Raw genomic sequence first — 18,563 nt, 5'->3', positions numbered from 1 at the left:
CTGATCTGCTCATTTCTACAATCTTGAAGGCTTAAACGATATTGCCTCCTCGCGATATTCACTCGGGGTTTTGCCGGTATGTTTTTTGAACAGCCTGCTAAAATATTTCACGTCCTCGTAGCCGCTGATGGCAGCGACTTCACTGACCTTCGCTGGAGACACCGCGAGCATATCCATCGCTCTTCGTATACGCATATCGGTGACAAAATCTCCGAAGGTCACACCCATTTCTTTTTTAAACAGTTCACTGAGGTGACCCGGATGCAAATGAACATGTCCAGCTACCTGCTGCAGATTAATATCCTGCGCTAATGAAGATTCAATATAACCGATAGCCTTCTGTACATGGGCAGCCTGTCCCTGACCCATTCGGCTATGATAGACATGCATCAGACCATACAGATGATGGAACAGCATATCCCCGAGGTCTGCAGCTTCCGCATCCGGTTCCGGCAACCAGGGCTCGAACCTTGTGGGTTCTTCACGCCCTGTGGCTCGCATTGTGCGAGTCAGCCAGCGATGACCTGCAATGACGGCTGAGTGCAGACAAGCACTGAACGATTCTGGTGTGACCTCCTGTTCTGTAATCAGATTAGCCACTAGTTCTCGTGTCCATGTCGTTAACGTGACTGAATCATTATCCAGCAATATTGTACCAAGTCTGGTCTCCTCTTCGTGTGTAAGTACAGTTTTACCACCTTGGCGATCCCGAATGTGCTCATAATGCCATACTTTATCATCCATCAAACCATGATATCGGAATGCAGCTGAAGCAGTTCTGTAGCTCTCGTGCAGATCTGTATATCCACGCACAGGCAGACCTACCGCTACGCGCAGAGTGCACTTCAGTAATTGCTCCACCCGACGTAACGCACTCTCCAGCCTGAATGGATATTCCTGTTCCACCAGCGGCCATGAGACAACACAGATAATTTGCTGCTTCTCTACATGCGCAATGGCTCCTGGCAGCAGATCCTCCAGCGTGTTTTGCACCGCAAATCGTAATAGTGCATCTGAAAAACGATCCCAGCCCTCTGCTCGAAGAACCAAAACTTGTCTGAGAATCTGTTCGTCATTCAAACCATCAACCGCTTCCTTCTTTACACCAGACTGCAAGAACGATGGACAAGGACCAGAAGAGATATCACCATCAATGATCCATCCGGCAAACAACCGCTCCCGATTCTCCCGCATGAGCTGTCCCTCTCTGGACTTCTCTGCCCAACGTTCTGTTATTCGCTGTTTGGCCTGTAACACGGTCTTGATAATCTCTTCCGGCTTGCTTGTTTTGAGCAAATAATCGGTAACACCTTGGCGAATCGCCTGCTGGGCATAAGAAAAGTCATCATATCCGGATAAAATAATAACCTCCAGTTCAGGTAACAATCGCAGTCCCTCTTCTGCCAGTTCCAGACCCGATCTGCCTGTCATCCGGATATCCGTCATCAGGATATGTGGACGTTCCTCCGCCATGCGCATTAACGCCTCCTCTGCCGAGGCAGCAGGTTGAAGTAATTCAATCCCAAGTTCATGCCAAGCGATCACGCTGGCAAGTCCTGTACGAATAATGACTTCATCATCTACAATTAATAGTCTCAAGGCGAACCCTCCAAGATTGGAATGGAAAACGAAATCCGGGTACCTCCCCCAACCCTGCTGTCTACTTCAAGCTGTGCATTCACTCCATAATGGAGCAGTAGCCTCTCATTCACATTGCAGAGCCCATAACCGCCTTGGTTTAGCTGTTTTCCCGGCTGTTTTCCCTTCCATTCCCTAATGCTTATTCTTAATTGCTCCAGTCTGTCCGGCTCCATGCCAACACCATCATCCAGCACCAGCACATTCATCTGTTCATTATCCGGGTCCTTGCGAATCATTATGGTGATGGTGCCCACGCCTGCTTTGGGCTGAATGCCATGAATCATGGCATTCTCAACAAACGGTTGCAGCAATAGCTTCAGCATCATTCGCTTCTCAAGCGCTGGATCTACGATATAATGCAACACAAATTGATCCGGGAAACGAATCGACTGCACACGCACATAATGGCGAATATGAGCGATCTCCTGTTCGACAGGGCAGTAATCCTGACCATTATTCAAGCTGATACGCAGAAAATCACTCAGGCCCTCAACCATATCTGCAATCCGCTTCTCTTCAGACATCAAGGCAATCCAATGAATTGAAGAGAGCGTGTTATACAGAAAGTGCGGGTTAATCTGCGCCTGAAGCACACGAAGATCCGCTTCTTTTTTGCGAGCTTCACCTCGAATAACCTCTTCCTTCAATAACTGAATATGTGCACCGAGCAGATTGTAACTCTCCCCAAGCCTGCCAATCTCGTCATCACTTTCAGATCGAAACAAAGGAAGCGGACGTTCCGGATCAATTCGGGACAGATGCCGGGTAAGCACACGAAGCGGCCTCGTCACACGCCGCACCGTAAACCAGACCAAGCCAGCACTGATCGCAGCAGACATGGCAACGGCGCAGCCGGTTAGAATAAGAATGTACCGATTCTCCGACTTGTACTGGTCATAAGGAACCGTTCCAACCAAGGTCCACCCCGTCAATTCTTCCGGATAATAGAGCAACGTCCGTTTATCGTCACCACTGCCATACGTGGTGGTTCCGCTACCGCCATCCTGAATTAACGTCGTAATCCCTGGTTCGACACCTTCCAGCTTAAGTCCAAGCCGGGATTTGTCCATCGAAGACAGAATCTCTCCAGAACTGCCGATGAGCTCCAGTCTGCCTTGCCCTCTGCCTAATCCCAGAGCGGCCCATCCCTTGGATATGGCCTTCTCATCCAGACTAATGGCTAACCAGCCGATGGGTCGATAATCATGGATACTGCGAATCGGCCGAACCAATGTGATCACATTTTGTATACCCGAGTAATTCTGCACCGGGTATACCCCCGTCCATTGTTTGACTGCTTCACCGCTTGGAACAGAGGGATACGAAAGGTTGGTTTCATTGGATTCATACCAGGTAGCGGTCGACAACGTGGCATCGAAGCGGCTTGGACATATGGCGATGTTGGCGATATATTTCTTGGAAGCAGCCAGATTGGTCATCCTGCCCAGGATATCCACCCGGTCCAGCTCATGATCTTCATTGTGGCTAAGATACTGCTGGATGTCCCGTTCTCCAATCAGGAAAATCGATAGGTTCTCGGCATCTTGCAGCATATAACGAAGATTCGCTTCCACCTGTTTTAGCGTATCCATGCCGGACAGTTTTGTTTTTTGCTCTGTAATGCGGGAAGAGATCAGAAAGGCGAACAGACCCAAGGCCAGCAATGGCACAATCATTGAAGCCGTCACGACAACTGATAGCTTCCTTTGTAACGAAGATGTGAGCCAGCGTGCCAAACGTTTCTCCTCCTCTGGATGCGCTTTCGCTTATCCTTTGACAGCTCCGGCTGTCATGCCTTTCATAACCTGTTCCTGGAATATAAGATACAGAATAATGGTTGGAATGACCGACAGGGTCATGGCAGCCAGCGTTAACCCGTAATCCGTCTGATATCCATCCGCAAAATTCGCAATCGCCAGCGGTAGCGTTTTCAATCCGGTTTTGTTGATGAATACAAGCGCAAATGAAAAGTCATTCCACGCATGCAGGAAACTCAGGATCGTAACCGTTGACAACGCTGGGACAGACATCGGCAGCATAATTCGGGTAAACAGCCCCCACAGCCCTGTTCCATCAATAAAAGCCGCCTCTTCAATGTCACGTGGAACACTTGTCAGATAAGCTGTAAGCACGAAAATAGCCGTAGGTAATGCAAAGGCCGTATACGGTAAGATTAATGCCCAGTACGTATTTAGCAAGGACATCTGTTTCATTAGAATAAATAAGGGAACAAGCGTACTATGAATCGGAATGAGCATACCAACAACAAAGAAGGTCATAATTAACCCTTTCCAGCGAAACTGGAAACGAGCCAGGATGAATGAAGTCAGCGCTGCAATAAACAGGGTTAGAATAAGTGATCCCACCGATACGATTAGTGAATTGCCAAAAGCGGTCCCCAGCCTGGAGCTTTCCCATGCATTGCTGAAATTGGCAACATTCCAGTTTTCCGGCAGTCCAAAGGGCCTGCTATAGAAATCTTCATTTGTTTTAAATGCACTAATCACGAGCCAGTAGAACGGATACAATGTTAAAATACCATAGACCGTCAGCAGCGTCCAAACAATTCCGCTGCGGAGACGGCGAATCGGATGGCCCGAGCCGCTTCGTGGTGATGCCATGGATACAGGTGTCACGCGCATGTTAGTTCCTCCTCTCTATTGATTCTCTCTTCGTTTGCGACTGGTTACCCACTGGCTTGTTCCGATCAGCAGCAGGGAGATCAGTACGATGGTTGTTGAGATCGCACTACCAAAACCGTATCGGTATGTTGTAAAGGTTGAATTGTACATATATGTTGCAAGCAGTTCCGTCGCATGTGCCGGACCACCCTTGGTCATGATGTAGACCAGATCGAATGATTTCAGACTACCCGAAATACATAGAATGATCGCAACCTGAACCGTCCCCCAGATCATGGGCAAAGAAACCGATACCAGCTTCCGGATTCCTGAAGCACCGTCTATTTGGGCAGCATCATGAATCTCGCCTGGAATATTCTGCAGTGCGGAGATGAAGATAATCAGATACAACCCAACAAAACTCCAGAGCAGCGGCGGTACCAATGAGAAAATGGCAATCTTGTCATCGGAAAGCCATTGCAGCTTCCAACTCTCCAGTCCCAGTGCGTCCAGCAGAAAGTTCAATATCCCGATCTGCGGATGATAGATATACTGCCAGATCATACCGATCACTACAGTGGATAACACCATCGGCAGAAATACGGCTGAGCGCAGAAACCGCTGTAATGGATTGCTTTTGTGTAATATGACCGCGAGCATCAGTGCTAACGGAATTTGTCCAAATACCGATGCCAACACAAAAATGACGTTATTTTTCAGCGCCCGCCAAAATACAGGATCATGCCAGATCTCCACGTAATTATCCACACCAATATATTTGGATGCGCCGATGCCGGACCAGTTGAAGAAACCGTAGTACGCCGACCATACAACCGGTACAAATACAAACAATGCATAGATAATGACTGCCGGGGCTAGCCCCAGCATAATAAAACGCCGACTGCGCAGTACGTTCATCTGTTCACTTCCCCTCCATAAATGCCTTTACCAACTGGCAACTGACTGTCCCATTCATACTTAAGACCCCTCCCCTGCCGGGAAGGGGTTTTAACGAATGGTTACTGACTAACTGTATTGGCTTGAGCCGCCTGAATTTTGGCTGCAATGTCTTCAGCCTTGCCGCCCATGAGCAACTCTTGCAACGCATTATTAATAACCTCAACCGTAGCTGATCCCAGCTTGGAATCGTATACCGGCGTAATCTTCACTTCCTGCATCAGATCATATAATTCTACAAACAATGGATGTGCTTTGGTTTTGTCCAGATCAATCTTGTAACTCACCAATGTACTGCTATCCAATGTGGCCTTCTGACCATCAGGTCCTGCCAGTGCGTAGAACAGCTCCATCGCTGCCTCTTTTTGTGCACCGCTCAGCTTTTTACTTACACCCAACCCGGTCCCCACAACACCGGATGTTGTTCTTGGTTCACCCTGACCTCCGTCCACTGGAGGAAGAATCGTAATATGTGTGTTGTTCAACACCTCTTCAGGTGCATTGTTCACCAGATTTGCCAAGGCCCAGCCGCCGTTCATGACCATCGCTGCCTTACCTTGGAAATAAAGCTGCATCATCTGTGTCTCATCAATACTGTTGAACCCATCCTGGAATGCTTTGGTGTTGCCAAGCTCCTGCATCTTGTTCAAGGCTTCAATAAATTGCGGATCGGTAAAGCTTGCACCCTCTTGTGCTGCCGCTTTCAGGAACCAGTCCGTGCCGGTGATCCGGTCAGCCAGTGTACTGAATATCGTCGACTGTGCTACCCAGTTGGCCTTGTTGCCAAGTGCCATGGGAATGACTTTATTTTGATTAAATGTAGCAATCGCTTGTTCCAGTTCCGCCCACGTCTCAGGCACTTTTACGTTGTACTGTTTGAAAAGAGCTTCATTGTAATAAATGAAGGAACTCGGCGCCAGATTCATGGGCACGGAGTAGATATCCCCGTCTACGGTGTATCCGTCCAATGCATTGGGGATAAAGTTATCTTTCCACTCCGGCTTCGCGTCCAGCTCTGCATTAATGGGCTGTAACAGATCCCCTTTTACAAATTCCTTAGTCATGGCATCCGGCCACATCACGAACAGATCTGGCATCTCGTTGGCAGCTGCCACCGTGCGAAGCCGGGTTTTGAGACCATCTGTGGGCAGACCTTCATCCACAACTTCAATATCTGGATGCGCCGCGCGAAAATCTTCAATAATTTTGCGCATCGCAACCGCCTTTGCATCCTGTCCGGTCCAGTTGTGCCAGAGTGTGACGGTTACTTTGTCATTGCCGCTGCCTCCTTCTGAAGTGTCCCCGCCAGCACAGCCAGCCAGAATAATGGAGAACAATGTTATTGCCAGGAAACCCGAAAGCCATTTTTTCAACATCTCTATATTCCCCCTTGGCGATTTGAATACACTTATTTTAAATGTTAACGCTATCATACTGTAAGGTGACGATCCACGGATGCAGGGGTGAAAAATATCGGTTCCTCTGTTTGGAACTTACTTTGTTGACTTATTGTTGATTATTGTTCATAACAACAAGAAAGAGCCCTCACAATGAGAGAGCTCTTTCTTGTTGCAGCCTTTGGCAGCTTCAACCCAGGCTTTATATAATGAATAAGTGCTAAATTTTATTACATATGGATTGCGTATTATTGAATACTGTTCTTCACCAGTTCTGCAAAAGCTTCGGCCCCTTGCGTAGTGAGATGTACGCCGTCTTTTTCAAAATATTCGTCATGTCCCTCACTTGCACTGTTCCAGTCAATCAATGAGACATTGCTGTATTTGGATGCAGCCTCATTCAACGCCCTGTTCACCGTTCGCTCCCATGGGCGAGGTACGCGCACAGTAACCAGATATACCCGCTCCTCATCCTTCAGATAATCAAGCACAGCATTCAAGTTTTTGGAGTTAAAGGAACCATTCGTCCCGAGCTCCAGCACCACCTTGCTGCCCATTTGGTTGTTTTGCTTCAGACCTTCCAATACATCACCTGCCTGCCACATCTGACGGCCGACATGTCCGTCCACATACACTCCCGATATACTTTGCTCCAGATACGGTTTTGCATCCAAAATCACCGAATCTCCAATGACGGTATAATGAACCTTGCCATCCTGGGCAGGAGGAGCCGTTTCTTCTTTGTCCTGAGATGAATCAGGTGCATCATCCGTATCATTGGATTGATTCGCTCCAGCGTCATCCGATGTATCATTCTCGTTAGTCACGGAGTTATCAGCTGGCTTATCTTCAGACTGACCGTCCTTGCCAGGATTTACTGAATTGTCTTGGTCGTCAGGTTTTGAATCTGGAGCAGACTCTCCTGTCGGTTTCTCATTTTTCCCCGGATCATCTTTTGTTCCTGCTTCCGGTTTATGGCTATGCGCATCGTTCTTTTGCCCAGAGCCTGACGTTCCTGTAGTAGCTGGCAACACATCCTGTCCCTGTTCCTCCGCTACGGAATTCTCTCCATTCAATGTGTTGGACATCGATACCGAATGGGAGTCGGAGTTCGCTGCATGGGAGACCATCATCTGGGATACCGTATAGGACAACAGCAGAATCGTCATCAACATACCTGCCCGCTTCCACCATACGTTACGTATACCGATCGATGACCGCCCTCTTCCCCATAATCGGGACCAAGAATCACGGAATCCATTGTACCGAATGGGATTTTCAATATATTTAAGGGATAATGAAGCCAGTACAACCGTTGCAGCAACCTGTAAAATGATTCGTACAGGATGTGCTCCTCCCGTATCCACCGCGGGATTGGTTAACATAATGACAGGATAATGCCACAGATATAATCCGTAGGATCGCTCTCCGATCCAGCGTAATGGCTTCGCGCCAATGATACGTGCCAGGAAAGACGATGGGTGGGCCAACACCGCTACCAGCAACGTTGTTGCAATAGCCTGAAGCACCATGCCCCCTTGATATAGAAACGGATCATATTCACTGCTGTTCAGCATCATGTAGATTAATAAAGCGAGCGCAGCAAGTCCCGACACATCGAGCACAAGCCGGTTCATACCAGACAGAGAGCTCGACAGCTTGCGACTAGGCCACACCACGGCAAGAGCAGCACCAGCAAGCAGTGCAAATGCCCGCGTGTCTGTTCCATAATATACACGGCTCGGGTCCAGATCCGGATTATACATGATGGCCATTGCGCCAGCAGATAATTCAGCTGCAACGACAATGAAGACGACCAGCCATCCCTTTCTTTTGAACACTACGATTGCTGCGATCAGTAGAAGAGGCCATATAAGATAAAATTGCTCTTCCACAGCCAGTGACCAGAAATGTCCAAACGGTGATGGAGGGCCAAAACTTTCGAAATAGGAAACGTTGTGAAAGATATACCACCAATTGCTTATGTATAATACACCCGAAACGATATCACCACGAAGCGCAGCGAGCCGGGATGGGTCTGTACAGGCCAGCCAGATCATCACCACAGCTGTCATGGTCAGCATGCCTGGAAGCAGACGCCTTACCCGCCTTACCCAGAAATCACCGAGAGAAATGCGTCCATGTTCCTGCCACTGTGACACGAGAATATCTGTAATTAAATATCCCGAGAGAACAAAGAATATGCCTACACCGAGCAGTCCGCCCGGAATAAAATCCAAATTCAGATGATACGCGATTACCGCAAGTACAGCGATGGCTCGCAAGCCGTCAAGTCCGTTCATATGTCTCTTATGATTTAACGATTGTGACATGCATGCCCCTCCTTGTTACTGTGAGTCAACAACATCGGTGTTGGGGGCATAAAGGAACTCCTGATCGTTCTGGTTGTCATTAACATACGTATTGCACCTTCCATCTTTCATTTACAGCATACAGCATAAGAAAAGCTCCTGAGTCGAAGCGCTATCCGATGATGCTACACTTTTGATAAATTCTATAATCTTAAAGAAGACGTGTGGCCAGTCCATTAAGTTTTAATCATTACGATATTCTTTATATAGATTCGTGAGTTCACGTCTAGCATTATACGCCCGATATAAGCCTCATACTTTACAGGAATAGTTACAAACGATTAAACCGATGTAACCTTTCCTGCCAACTCATATAGCTGTAAAATCATACTCTAATTTTGTCGTTAAATATAGTACTTTTCATCGAGTGGCTAAAATTACCTGTCCCGCTTGCGCAAACCAGCATACCCACGCACACATCGATTGAATCAATTGAATACATAACAAAAGGCTGCCGACTTGCTCAGCAGCCAATATCCATTATAAACCTATGTCAGACCGGATTGAAAGTTTTGCTTATAATTGCTTCTTCTTGCCTAGGACCCTAGAGGTGGAACGGGTGAATCTTTTCTTCTGTCCTCGCATCCATGATCCGGTATGTTGAACGCCCTGTGTACATTGGGATTTGCAACTTCTCCAGATCAACCATTCCATTCTCCAGAAAGTACTTCTGATCCTGATATCGCTGCAACACTTCGCCTGCAATCCATTCATGGTCACCATATGTCGTGATCTCCATAACCTTGCATTCATAAGCAAAATAAGCATCTGTCAAAATGGGTACACTTACCTTGATTCCTTCCTCATACGGAATGCCGAATCTCGTAAATTTATCCGTATCTCTCCCACTGAACGTTCCTGCAGCTTGAATCCACTCTGATCGATGACCTGGCAGGAAATGAACACCGAATACGCCACTCTTCTCAATGAGTTCATAGGAGTATGTTTCCTTACGAAGCGAGATGCCATATACGCCTGGTGATGATCCGATGTATGTATGCCATCCGGACGCCATCACATTCTGGACTCCCTCATGACGTGAAGTCACCACCGCTACCATTCCAGGATAAGAATAAAATATGGGTTCTTCTATCGGCTGACGCATCTAATCCCCTCTCTTCTTCGTTATAAAGACAACTTTAATTATAAAGGAAAGAAACAGGTTGAAAAAGCGTTTTACAGAGGATTTCGCTATAAGCGACACATTCAGTATCATGTTATACTGAGATGGATCAATTTCTAAAAATACGATACTGGGAATGTGATAGGATATGGTCAAATCAGTCAAATATACCTCCTAAATGAAGGCATTATTCAAATTTAGGAGGTTATAACTTATGTTTAATTCAATCGTGTTAGATCAGTGGGATCGAAAGCCATACTTTGACCACTACTTGAATCAGGTCAGATGTACCTACAGCATAACTGCTAATCTGGATATCACTCTATTGATCAACGAACTGAAGCTTAAAGGATTGAAGTTCTATCCCGCTCTTCGAACCTGTTTTGATGCCAAACCCAATGAACCACCGAATATATTTCCCGTTTCCAGTATTCCCTGGGTGAACTTTATGGGATTTAATCTGAATATTTACAATGAGGGAACCTACTTGTTGCCTATCTTCACGATGGGAAAATATGTTCAACAGAACGATAAAGTTTATCTTCCCTTATCCATTCAGTTACATCACGCCGTGTGCGACGGCTACCATGCTGGTGTTTTATTTACTGAACTGCAATCACTTGCTGATCAATGTCATGATTGGTGTTAATAACTAAATGACGAAAAGGCATTCCTGACTTCAATGGAGTCATGGAATGCCTTTTCTCTTTTTCCTTTTTTCAAATACGATTTAATTACACTTACTATACCCACAGTTGCTGCATGTTTTGCACCCTTCCACATTCATCAAGGATGCAGAGCCGCATGAAGGACATAAATCTCTCGATTCGGTAAAGGTTTTCTGATCCACCACTTTTGGATACGTGCTCTCCACTCGGTTCAGTTCTTTTGATGCTCCAGTTTCGTTCTCCTGCACGTTGCTCTGTACATGACTTTCCAATGCTTTGGCAACCGCATCAGCAATCGATTCAACCCGGTTAGCTCCAAATCCAATTGCTCCCGAACCGCCGATTCCCTTAAGATGTTTAATCAGAAGTTGAACTTTGTGCCCATGGTCTCCGTATCGAAGGAACAGAGAGCATACTCGACCGAGTGCCTCAGCCATGGCGAACACATCCGATCCCGCTTTGCCCACGTTCAGGAAGATTTCTCCCGGGGTTCCCTCCAGATCGTTGATTGTGATGTAAGCCATACCGAATGGCGTATTGATTTTGTATGTCGCACCTCGCAGTACCTGAGGACGGCTTCTATATTGTTTATCCAGCACTGAAGAAGAGGAAGGGGCAACTGACACATCAGGAAGTGTCTCCAAGTTAGTATCTAACGTCGAATCTACATCTTCGGTCTTGGTCTCTTCCTTCTTCGACGTGGACAACACCTGTACATCCCTGCTGCCGTCGCGGTATATCGTTACTCCCTTGCAGCCAAGGTCGAAGGCCAGTTCATACAACTCAGCCGTATCCTCCACTGTAAAATCAGCCGGACAGTTGGCCGTCTTCGAGATTGAACTATCCACCCATTGCTGGATCGCAGCCTGCACACGGATATGATTCTCAGCCGACAGATCCATCGCCGTCACATAGTAGTCTGGTAAAACTTCACCCGGATGTTCATCCAGCCAATCTTGTGCAATCGGCACAAACTGTTCATCATAACCTAGACGGCTTTGACGGAAATACTTGAAGGCGAAATACGGCTCAATACCTGTTGATGTACCCACCATCGTACCAGTACTTCCCGTTGGCGCCTGTGTGATCAGTGTGACATTTCGAATGCCCTGTTTACGAATGGCCTCTCCCACTTCAGGGTACGTCGCAATCATGTTTTTCATGAATCCACTCTGTAAGTACGGTTCAGCTTCGAAAGCTGGGAAAGCCCCCTTCTCTGCTGCAATCTCTGCTGATGCCAGATAGGCCTCCTTTGCCATGAATCCATACAGTTTATCCAGAAATGCAAGGGATTCAGGACTGCCGTATCGTATACGCAGCTTAATCATCAGCTCTGCCAGTCCCATCGTGCCAAGCCCAACCCGGCGTTCACGCTGCTGATTCAGTCTGTTTTCCTCAAAATGATATGGTGTTGCATCGATGACATTGTCCAAAAATCTAGCCGAGATACGAGTGGTTTCCGCCAGTTCATCCCATGCCACATCATGATTTGTTTCATCGTAGAATTTGGACAGATTGATCGCAGACAGATTACATACACCCCAGGCAGGCAGGCCCTGTTCCGCGCAAGGATTAGTACAGATGATCGGATTGAAGTACCAACTGTTGGACATCTGGTTGTAGTACTCCATGAATACCACACCAGGCTCTGCCGATTTCCAGGCTGATTCAATAATAGTATGCCAGATTTCGCGAGCCTTCAGTGCACGATAGTGCACCACCGAATGACCTGCAGCTTTCCATTGCTGCATATCCCCGTTCCACGCAGTGTCATAGTCCGGATCGTTCGTATCGGGGAAAACCAACTCCCAATCTCCGTCCTGCTTGACAGCCTCCATAAATGCGTTGCTCACACATACAGACAGATTGGCATTGGTCACCTGACCCATCGTTTGTTTCACGGTAATAAAATCAAGCACATCCGGATGCCAGTCATTCATCATCAGCATGAGCGCACCCCGGCGGCTTCCACCCTGTTCAATCAGTCCAGTCGTATAACTGAACAATCCGCCCCACGATACGGAACCGCTGGATGATCCGTTGACACCTTTCACCACGGCTCGGCGGGGACGCAAAGAGGATAAATTAATGCCAACACCTCCCCCACGTGCCATAATCTCCGTCATCTCGGTCAAAGTTCTCATGATGCCACCCCGACTGTCTTGCGGAGACGGAATGACATAACAATTGAAGAGTGTCAACTCGTCGCTTGCCCCCGCACCCGCAGCAATGCGACCTCCGGGTACTAACTTCCAATCTTCCAACACGGAGCGGAACTTGGACTCCCACGTTGCCCGCTGATCGGCTGTGGATTCGACAGAAGCCATCGCTTTGGCAAGACGGTCCCACATCTCTTCCGGAGTTTTTTCTATGTTGAGTGTCAGTTTCTCCACGTTGGTCTCAATAATCTCTCCGCTTCGAGTCCTTACTTGTACAAGCTGACCCTTACGTTCTATGATTTCGCCCACTTCCTTGGTTGGGAACTTGGGATCATCCTTCGTTAATACCAATACCACATCTCCGACCTTGGCATGATCCGAATCAGCGTCCTTCCAGGCGTATCGGTCCAGAAATATTTTTTCACTGAGTCCTTCTAATTGGTACGATCGTTGGTTCGATTTCATCGCTACATTCAACCTCCCCGCGGTATAAAGCTACATTTTCATTATAAGAGTAAATTATGACGAAACACCACATATAGTGATATAAAACCAGTATATTACACCATATATTGATTTTCTATATGACTTTTATCACAGACTTTATTTTATAGACTCCTCTGCTCGGACAAACTTCTTCACACACCCTCATACGCATGAATACGACATCTGTGAATTTTTTGGCACAGAAAAAACATGTGCCTTTACTAAATTTCTGGGTTCAATATAAGTTAAACTAATCATTTGCACGTCAACGGAGAGGACAGAAAAAACCTGAAAAAGCGAAGCGTTCGCCTTTATCCCGGGATTTCCTCATCCAGAAAAGGGAATCAAAGAAATCTGGGGATAACAGCGATTGGAAGGTTGTTCTGTCATCGTAGTGTTCGTGCAAATAAACTGTAGTTCAACTTACATAGTTATGAACTGACTCTCATTCGTCCATACTATTACCTACGAATAAAACGTCATCACGTATGGCAGGGGAGGAAACACCATGAACCGGAAAAATCCGCATCACACGAATCAACCTGTAGCTGAGCTGCCCGTTCCGTTGGAATTTGATCGAAGCTGGATTAATCAATTGGAATCACGATTGGATAAAGGAGGCCCTTGGGGGGATTACCGACTCTTCCAACTCGGCATTCAAGCCGAAGAGACCAACCTGATTCCCAATTTTGACGAGATCCAGTGTTTGAAGCATCTACAAGGCCTTACTCCACTCCCTCACCAGATGGACACTGCTCGCAGAGTATTATTTGAAATGTCAGGCCGGGCCATTCTCGCCGATGAGGTGGGTCTTGGCAAAACCATTGAAGCCGGTCTCATTCTGAAAGAATATATGGTTCGGGGTCTCGTATCCAAAGTACTCATTCTCGTGCCAGCGTCTCTTGTGCTGCAATGGGTACGGGAGTTGAATTCGAAATTCGGCATCCCTGCCATTGCCCAGAAAAAGACCTATTCCTGGCAGAATGAAGTGGTTGTTGCTTCCATGGATACAGCCAAACGTGACCCGCATAAAGATATGCTGCTGAATACCGATTACGACATGATCATTATCGATGAGGCCCATAAGCTCAAAAACAAGAAAACAACCAACTATCAATTCATGCTGAAATTGCGCAAAAAGTATTGTCTGCTGCTCACAGCTACACCTGTGCAGAACGATATGAGTGAGCTGTTCAATCTCATCAACCTGCTGAAGCCCGGTCAACTGGGTCGCCAGGGTGATTTTGCAGCCAACTTTGTCGTCGACAAACGTGTTCCAAAAAATCAGGAACAGCTCAAGAACGAACTATCCAAAGTCATGATCCGCAATCGTCGCGGCGAAGGCCCCGTTCAATTTACCAAACGGAACGTATCCAATGTGAATCTGCAACTATCGCCCGAAGAACAAGCGCTTTATGATGGTGTGACTTCCTTTGTTAAAGACCAGTACCAGGAAGCTGGCGGCAATCTGAGCAGCATGCTCTCCCTTGTTACATTGCAGCGTGAAGTGTGCAGCAGTCGGGATGCTGTATTCGTGACACTGGTTAATCTGTCGAAGAAACTTCCGCTGGACTCTCCCCTTCGGGACAAGATTTGGGAACTCGTGGCCCATATTAAAGCGATCAAGGAAAATACCAAAGCCGAGAAAACAATGGAACTGATTCGGAACATGAATGAAAAAGTAATTATCTTCACCGAATACCGGGCCACGCAGGAGTATCTGCTAAACTATTTCCGCAACAACGGGCTTACGGCTGTCCCCTATCGGGGTGGCATGAATCGAGGCAAAAAAGACTGGATGATGGATCTCTTCCGCGGGCGTGTGCAGGCCATGATTGCAACCGAAGCGGGTGGTGAGGGCATTAATCTGCAATTTTGCCATCATATGATTAACTTCGATCTGCCTTGGAACCCCATGCGGGTAGAGCAGCGGATCGGTCGTGTACATCGGCTTGGACAGCAAAATGACGTGAACATCTTCAACCTATCCACGACTGGAACCATTGAGGAACATATTCTGAATCTGCTGCATGAGAAGATCAATATGTTTGAGATGGTGATTGGCGGGCTGGATGTCATTCTGGAACGGCTGGAGAAGAAGGAGTCTATTGAGAAAAGTTTGTACAAAATCTTGCTGGAATCACAAAATGATGAAGATATTCGCCGTAAAATGGATTCACTTGGACAATCGCTGAACTCCATTCAACGTGAGGTTGCCGATGAAGGCCCTGCCGTATCCGGGTTGTTAGATCTTCGCAAAGGAGGTAGCTAACTCATGACCATGTCTCCCCATGAAGTACAGGCTTATGTTCTCACCTATCTGGAAGCACTTGATTGTCAGATTATGGAGCGTTCCCCTGCCCATGTTACAGTCAAACTCTCGCCTGAGGCGGACAAAGCGTTGACCAATCGTCCCTATTATTGGGGGTTCGTGGAACGAACCGGAGCACCCGCTGAGACGATGTCCTTTACATTTATATTTGATCCTGACAGTTATCAGCAGGCCATTGAAGCAGCAGAAGCCAAAGTTGCGCAAGCATCACCTCCTGTTATACCTAACCCTGATGGATCGAATGGTATAATCAACGGCAGTCCTCAAGGGGAGCCACCAAAAGAAACTATTCTAGGCCGTTACTTCGGTATTACGCCATCGCTACCACAGCTGGGACCAGGACGAATATTGCGTGAAGTAGTGGTGTACGGCAGTCGCAGACTCCAGCAGATTTTCGGTGCTGCCCGTGAAGGCGGTGCCTTCGTGAACCTGTTCGAACAGGCTGCCAAACGGCAATTGCGCGCTACAGCGCCAGCCATATATGAGCCTTGGCTTGGTGTGTGTTTCAAGGTGGAATTCGCCTGTGATTTGAAACGGGAGGAATTGCATTTTCTCGGCATCTCCCTTCGCTCGGGTGAAATTATAGAAAAATTCGGCACCAAGCTGAACCGACGTGATCTCAGTCCGAGGCTTGCGGAGAACATGCATGTGCAGACAGCTAAAGTTTCGTTATTTGATGCCGGAGCTGCTTTGGAATCTCATTTGACAAACCGCTTGCTGGAACTCGATTATAGCTGGGCTGAGAAAGCCCAAGAGCGGCTTGATCTGGAGCTTGACGTCTTGGACACCTATTATGAAGCGGTACTCCGAGAAGATACGCCTGAGGTAGAATCACCAGGTAACATAACCTCAGACACGGAAAATGTCCATTCTACCCGCACGCCACCTGTACCACTGAAAAAAGTTCTGGATATAACTAACGCTAAACCCATTGGAGCAGATGTAGAACTGGCGGCAGAGGCCGCGGTACCGATTGACTCCGAGACAGATGCCGAAGAAGAGAAAGCAAAACAGGCGGTAATAGATCGTGAAGCTATGAAATTGCAGTATGAGACACGCCGGACCGAGATGATCTGGCAATATGAACCCAAAGTGAAAGTGACTGCCATTAGCAGCGGCATGTTTCACTTAAGATAGACGAAGACACTACTTTTCCTGCAAATGCTGGCAAAAGTAGTGTTTATTCATGATTGGCTGCCCGACAGGTTGCGGCAACCTTTGCAGAGCCTGTCCCCTAGAATGAAACTAGGACCCGCTCAGGTAACGGATAAATGAAAAGTAGGTGTGAATTTGAAGCGATTCTTTCATACGTGTTGGAACAATGCTCGGAAAACAACCTGTATGACCTTGGGCTTGCTCAGTTGTCTTGCCCTGTTCTCTTTCTTGTCGATAGCCAATGCAGAGGAACAAAAAACGTCTTCGCTATCCCGCGCATCATCAACAGAATATAGTCCCAAACATCATGCCATTCAGAATGAAAAGCTAGCTCCCGCTGCTGTACAACGGTTTGCAGAGCAACAAGCTGTTACACTTGGTACAGCTAACGGCGAAGCGCATTGGAAGAACGTCGATCTGGACTTCTACCCTCTGGGGCCGGGTACACATAGCTGGCTCGTGCAAGCTGAGTTTGAAGGCAAACCTATCGGATATATGATTATTACATCTACAGAACAGGGACAGATGAAGCTTAGTGAATATGGTCATGGAGAACAGTCACCATACAACAATGAACTGCTTGGACAAGCCTTGGATCGACAACATGTGAACCTTGAGGCATTACTTGCTGGCGGAGGAGAGCTTCATCTTGGTTATGCTCTTCCCCTGCTGGCTTATTGGAAAGTGGATCGACCAAATCAACCCGCACTTTATATGGATGCTACAAACGGAGATGTACTACCGTCAGAGTTTCTGAACCTGCTGGAGACTGATTCCAAACAGGCCTCTGCCAGCATAGCTGATTTATCCACAACGCCATCTTTATCAGTCGATCCACTTCATCTCCGACCCGTCTTCAATCCAGCTGACAATTTGTTGTGGATTACCTCCAAGCCTGTTACTGCCGACCTGGCACAAGATGTGATACAACACGGGGAGAATCAAGAGCTTGTTTTCTCAGCGGGTGATCATAACGTCATATACGGCGGTCCTCTACCCGTTAGCGGTTATCAGCTATGGCATACAGACCAGGAAGCCGAGTCCATTCTATATGTAGCGCTAGGTGGAAAATCATCCATTCAACGCTTTGTCCCTTTGAGCACATTGCAGCAAGATGGCCATTTTTACATCGTAAATCCTTGATCATCAGCTAACTCTACAGATCATTCAGATAACGTAAAAACTATAAACATCCACAACAAATAAGACGCCTTCCCATGAATTAAAGGGATTGCGTCTTTTGGTTTTACATTAGGGCGTGTCTTCAAACTCTCTGAGTGAAGTAGGTAAGCGATCGTTACCCTTTACCCGAAGAACTTCGTTTATGAGACTGTGTATCGAATTCTTTTTCCTTTTTCCCCACCCACAGCGATACAGCGAAAGGGATCATACCAAACCACTTCATCGCCCACGGCTCTTTCCTTTTGGTGCGACCTTTCCGCTCATCCTTCGGCGTATCGATATAATGAACAACACGCTGCGTAATGTATTTTACCAACTCATCACTTTTGGCCATAATTCTGCCTCCTTCGCTCCTGCACATTCGCGGAGCTTACAATAGTTCTATTGTGTGCAGGATGTGAACTGGTTAAACATTTTTTTATTGAAAGAAGTATGAAAACCCTCAGAATGCACAGTCTAATGCCAAAGGT

General features: G+C 47.1%; 13 protein-coding genes. 4 read left to right on the top strand and 9 right to left on the bottom strand.

All coding sequences use genetic code 11. The features are described from left to right. Positions 1-15: 15 nt before the first annotated feature. The 7 genes from J7E78_RS23960 to J7E78_RS23930 all read right to left on the bottom strand — a co-directional run bounded on the left by J7E78_RS23960 (position 16) and on the right by J7E78_RS23930 (position 10,093). On the bottom strand, positions 16-1,599 hold the full coding sequence (locus J7E78_RS23960) for a helix-turn-helix domain-containing protein (protein WP_215078649.1): 1,584 nt from the start codon (positions 1,597-1,599) through the stop codon (positions 16-18). Continuing rightward, a complete protein-coding gene (locus tag J7E78_RS23955; RefSeq protein ID WP_215078647.1) occupies positions 1,596-3,377 on the bottom strand; it encodes a cache domain-containing sensor histidine kinase in 1,782 nt (593 codons plus the stop codon). Before J7E78_RS23955 ends, J7E78_RS23960 begins: the two co-directional genes overlap by 4 nt. A gap of 30 nt (positions 3,378-3,407) precedes the next feature. After that, complete coding sequence (locus J7E78_RS23950; protein ID WP_251035229.1) at positions 3,408-4,262, bottom strand: carbohydrate ABC transporter permease; 855 nt, start codon at positions 4,260-4,262, stop codon at positions 3,408-3,410. A 36-nt stretch (positions 4,263-4,298) separates the two neighbouring features. Further along, positions 4,299-5,180, bottom strand: a complete 882-nt coding sequence (locus J7E78_RS23945) for a carbohydrate ABC transporter permease (RefSeq protein WP_215078643.1) — start codon at positions 5,178-5,180, stop codon at positions 4,299-4,301. Between the two features lie 101 nt (positions 5,181-5,281). After that, complete coding sequence (locus J7E78_RS23940) at positions 5,282-6,595, bottom strand: extracellular solute-binding protein (RefSeq protein ID WP_215078641.1); 1,314 nt, start codon at positions 6,593-6,595, stop codon at positions 5,282-5,284. Positions 6,596-6,864: 269 nt separating this feature from the next. Then, positions 6,865-8,949, bottom strand: coding sequence for an acyltransferase family protein (locus J7E78_RS23935; protein ID WP_215078639.1), 2,085 nt, complete (start codon positions 8,947-8,949; stop codon positions 6,865-6,867). Positions 8,950-9,532: 583 nt separating this feature from the next. After that, positions 9,533-10,093 carry a flavin reductase family protein gene (locus J7E78_RS23930; protein WP_100529326.1) on the bottom strand — a complete coding sequence of 187 codons (561 nt, stop codon included), beginning with the start codon at positions 10,091-10,093 and terminating at the stop codon, positions 9,533-9,535. 232 nt (positions 10,094-10,325) lie between these two features. Between J7E78_RS23930 and J7E78_RS23925 the strand changes: the two genes are divergently transcribed. Further along, positions 10,326-10,760 carry a CatA-like O-acetyltransferase gene (locus J7E78_RS23925; RefSeq protein ID WP_215078637.1) on the top strand — a complete coding sequence of 145 codons (435 nt, stop codon included), beginning with the start codon at positions 10,326-10,328 and terminating at the stop codon, positions 10,758-10,760. 81 nt (positions 10,761-10,841) lie between these two features. On the opposite strand, the gene J7E78_RS23920 is transcribed toward J7E78_RS23925, so the two are convergent. Further along, positions 10,842-13,403 carry an adenosylcobalamin-dependent ribonucleoside-diphosphate reductase gene (locus J7E78_RS23920; protein ID WP_215078635.1) on the bottom strand — a complete coding sequence of 854 codons (2,562 nt, stop codon included), beginning with the start codon at positions 13,401-13,403 and terminating at the stop codon, positions 10,842-10,844. Positions 13,404-13,932: 529 nt separating this feature from the next. Here J7E78_RS23920 and J7E78_RS23915 point away from each other — a divergent pair. The 3 genes from J7E78_RS23915 (at position 13,933) to J7E78_RS23905 (ending at position 18,054) form a co-directional block, all read left to right on the top strand. Next, positions 13,933-15,696 carry a DEAD/DEAH box helicase gene (locus tag J7E78_RS23915; protein ID WP_215078633.1) on the top strand — a complete coding sequence of 588 codons (1,764 nt, stop codon included), beginning with the start codon at positions 13,933-13,935 and terminating at the stop codon, positions 15,694-15,696. Between the two features lie 3 nt (positions 15,697-15,699). Further along, the gene (locus J7E78_RS23910; protein WP_251035228.1) at positions 15,700-16,893 is read left to right on the top strand and encodes a YqhG family protein; all 1,194 of its coding nucleotides are present in this window, start codon (positions 15,700-15,702) and stop codon (positions 16,891-16,893) included. A 204-nt stretch (positions 16,894-17,097) separates the two neighbouring features. Continuing rightward, entirely contained in the window at positions 17,098-18,054 is a 957-nt protein-coding gene (locus J7E78_RS23905) for a hypothetical protein (protein WP_215078631.1), read from the top strand. 154 nt (positions 18,055-18,208) lie between these two features. Here the strand turns inward: J7E78_RS23905 and J7E78_RS23900 are convergent, their stop codons facing one another. After that, positions 18,209-18,427, bottom strand: coding sequence for a YqzE family protein (locus tag J7E78_RS23900; RefSeq protein ID WP_036609606.1), 219 nt, complete (start codon positions 18,425-18,427; stop codon positions 18,209-18,211). Between the last annotated feature and the right edge of the window lie 136 nt (positions 18,428-18,563).

The organism is Paenibacillus polymyxa, from assembly GCF_018614975.1.
GTDB classification, from domain to species: Bacteria; Bacillota; Bacilli; order Paenibacillales; family Paenibacillaceae; genus Paenibacillus; species Paenibacillus polymyxa_E.
Note: the sequence above shows the minus strand (reverse complement) of the source record. Positions and strands in the feature narration are given on the sequence as shown.

What these genes read in the sequence shown, in the direction of transcription:
- J7E78_RS23950 (WP_251035229.1), bottom strand. Translation starts at nt 4,262, where the DNA reads ATGGCATCACCACGAAGCGGCTCGGGCCATCCGATTCGCCGTCTCCGC.
- J7E78_RS23945 (WP_215078643.1), bottom strand. Translation starts at nt 5,180, where the DNA reads ATGAACGTACTGCGCAGTCGGCGTTTTATTATGCTGGGGCTAGCCCCG.
- J7E78_RS23940 (WP_215078641.1), bottom strand. Translation starts at nt 6,595, where the DNA reads ATGTTGAAAAAATGGCTTTCGGGTTTCCTGGCAATAACATTGTTCTCC.
- J7E78_RS23935 (WP_215078639.1), bottom strand. Translation starts at nt 8,949, where the DNA reads ATGTCACAATCGTTAAATCATAAGAGACATATGAACGGACTTGACGGC.
- J7E78_RS23930 (WP_100529326.1), bottom strand. Translation starts at nt 10,093, where the DNA reads ATGCGTCAGCCGATAGAAGAACCCATATTTTATTCTTATCCTGGAATG.
- J7E78_RS23925 (WP_215078637.1), top strand. Translation starts at nt 10,326, where the DNA reads ATGTTTAATTCAATCGTGTTAGATCAGTGGGATCGAAAGCCATACTTT.
- J7E78_RS23920 (WP_215078635.1), bottom strand. Translation starts at nt 13,403, where the DNA reads ATGAAATCGAACCAACGATCGTACCAATTAGAAGGACTCAGTGAAAAA.
- J7E78_RS23915 (WP_215078633.1), top strand. Translation starts at nt 13,933, where the DNA reads ATGAACCGGAAAAATCCGCATCACACGAATCAACCTGTAGCTGAGCTG.
- J7E78_RS23910 (WP_251035228.1), top strand. Translation starts at nt 15,700, where the DNA reads ATGACCATGTCTCCCCATGAAGTACAGGCTTATGTTCTCACCTATCTG.
- J7E78_RS23905 (WP_215078631.1), top strand. Translation starts at nt 17,098, where the DNA reads ATGACCTTGGGCTTGCTCAGTTGTCTTGCCCTGTTCTCTTTCTTGTCG.
- J7E78_RS23900 (WP_036609606.1), bottom strand. Translation starts at nt 18,427, where the DNA reads ATGGCCAAAAGTGATGAGTTGGTAAAATACATTACGCAGCGTGTTGTT.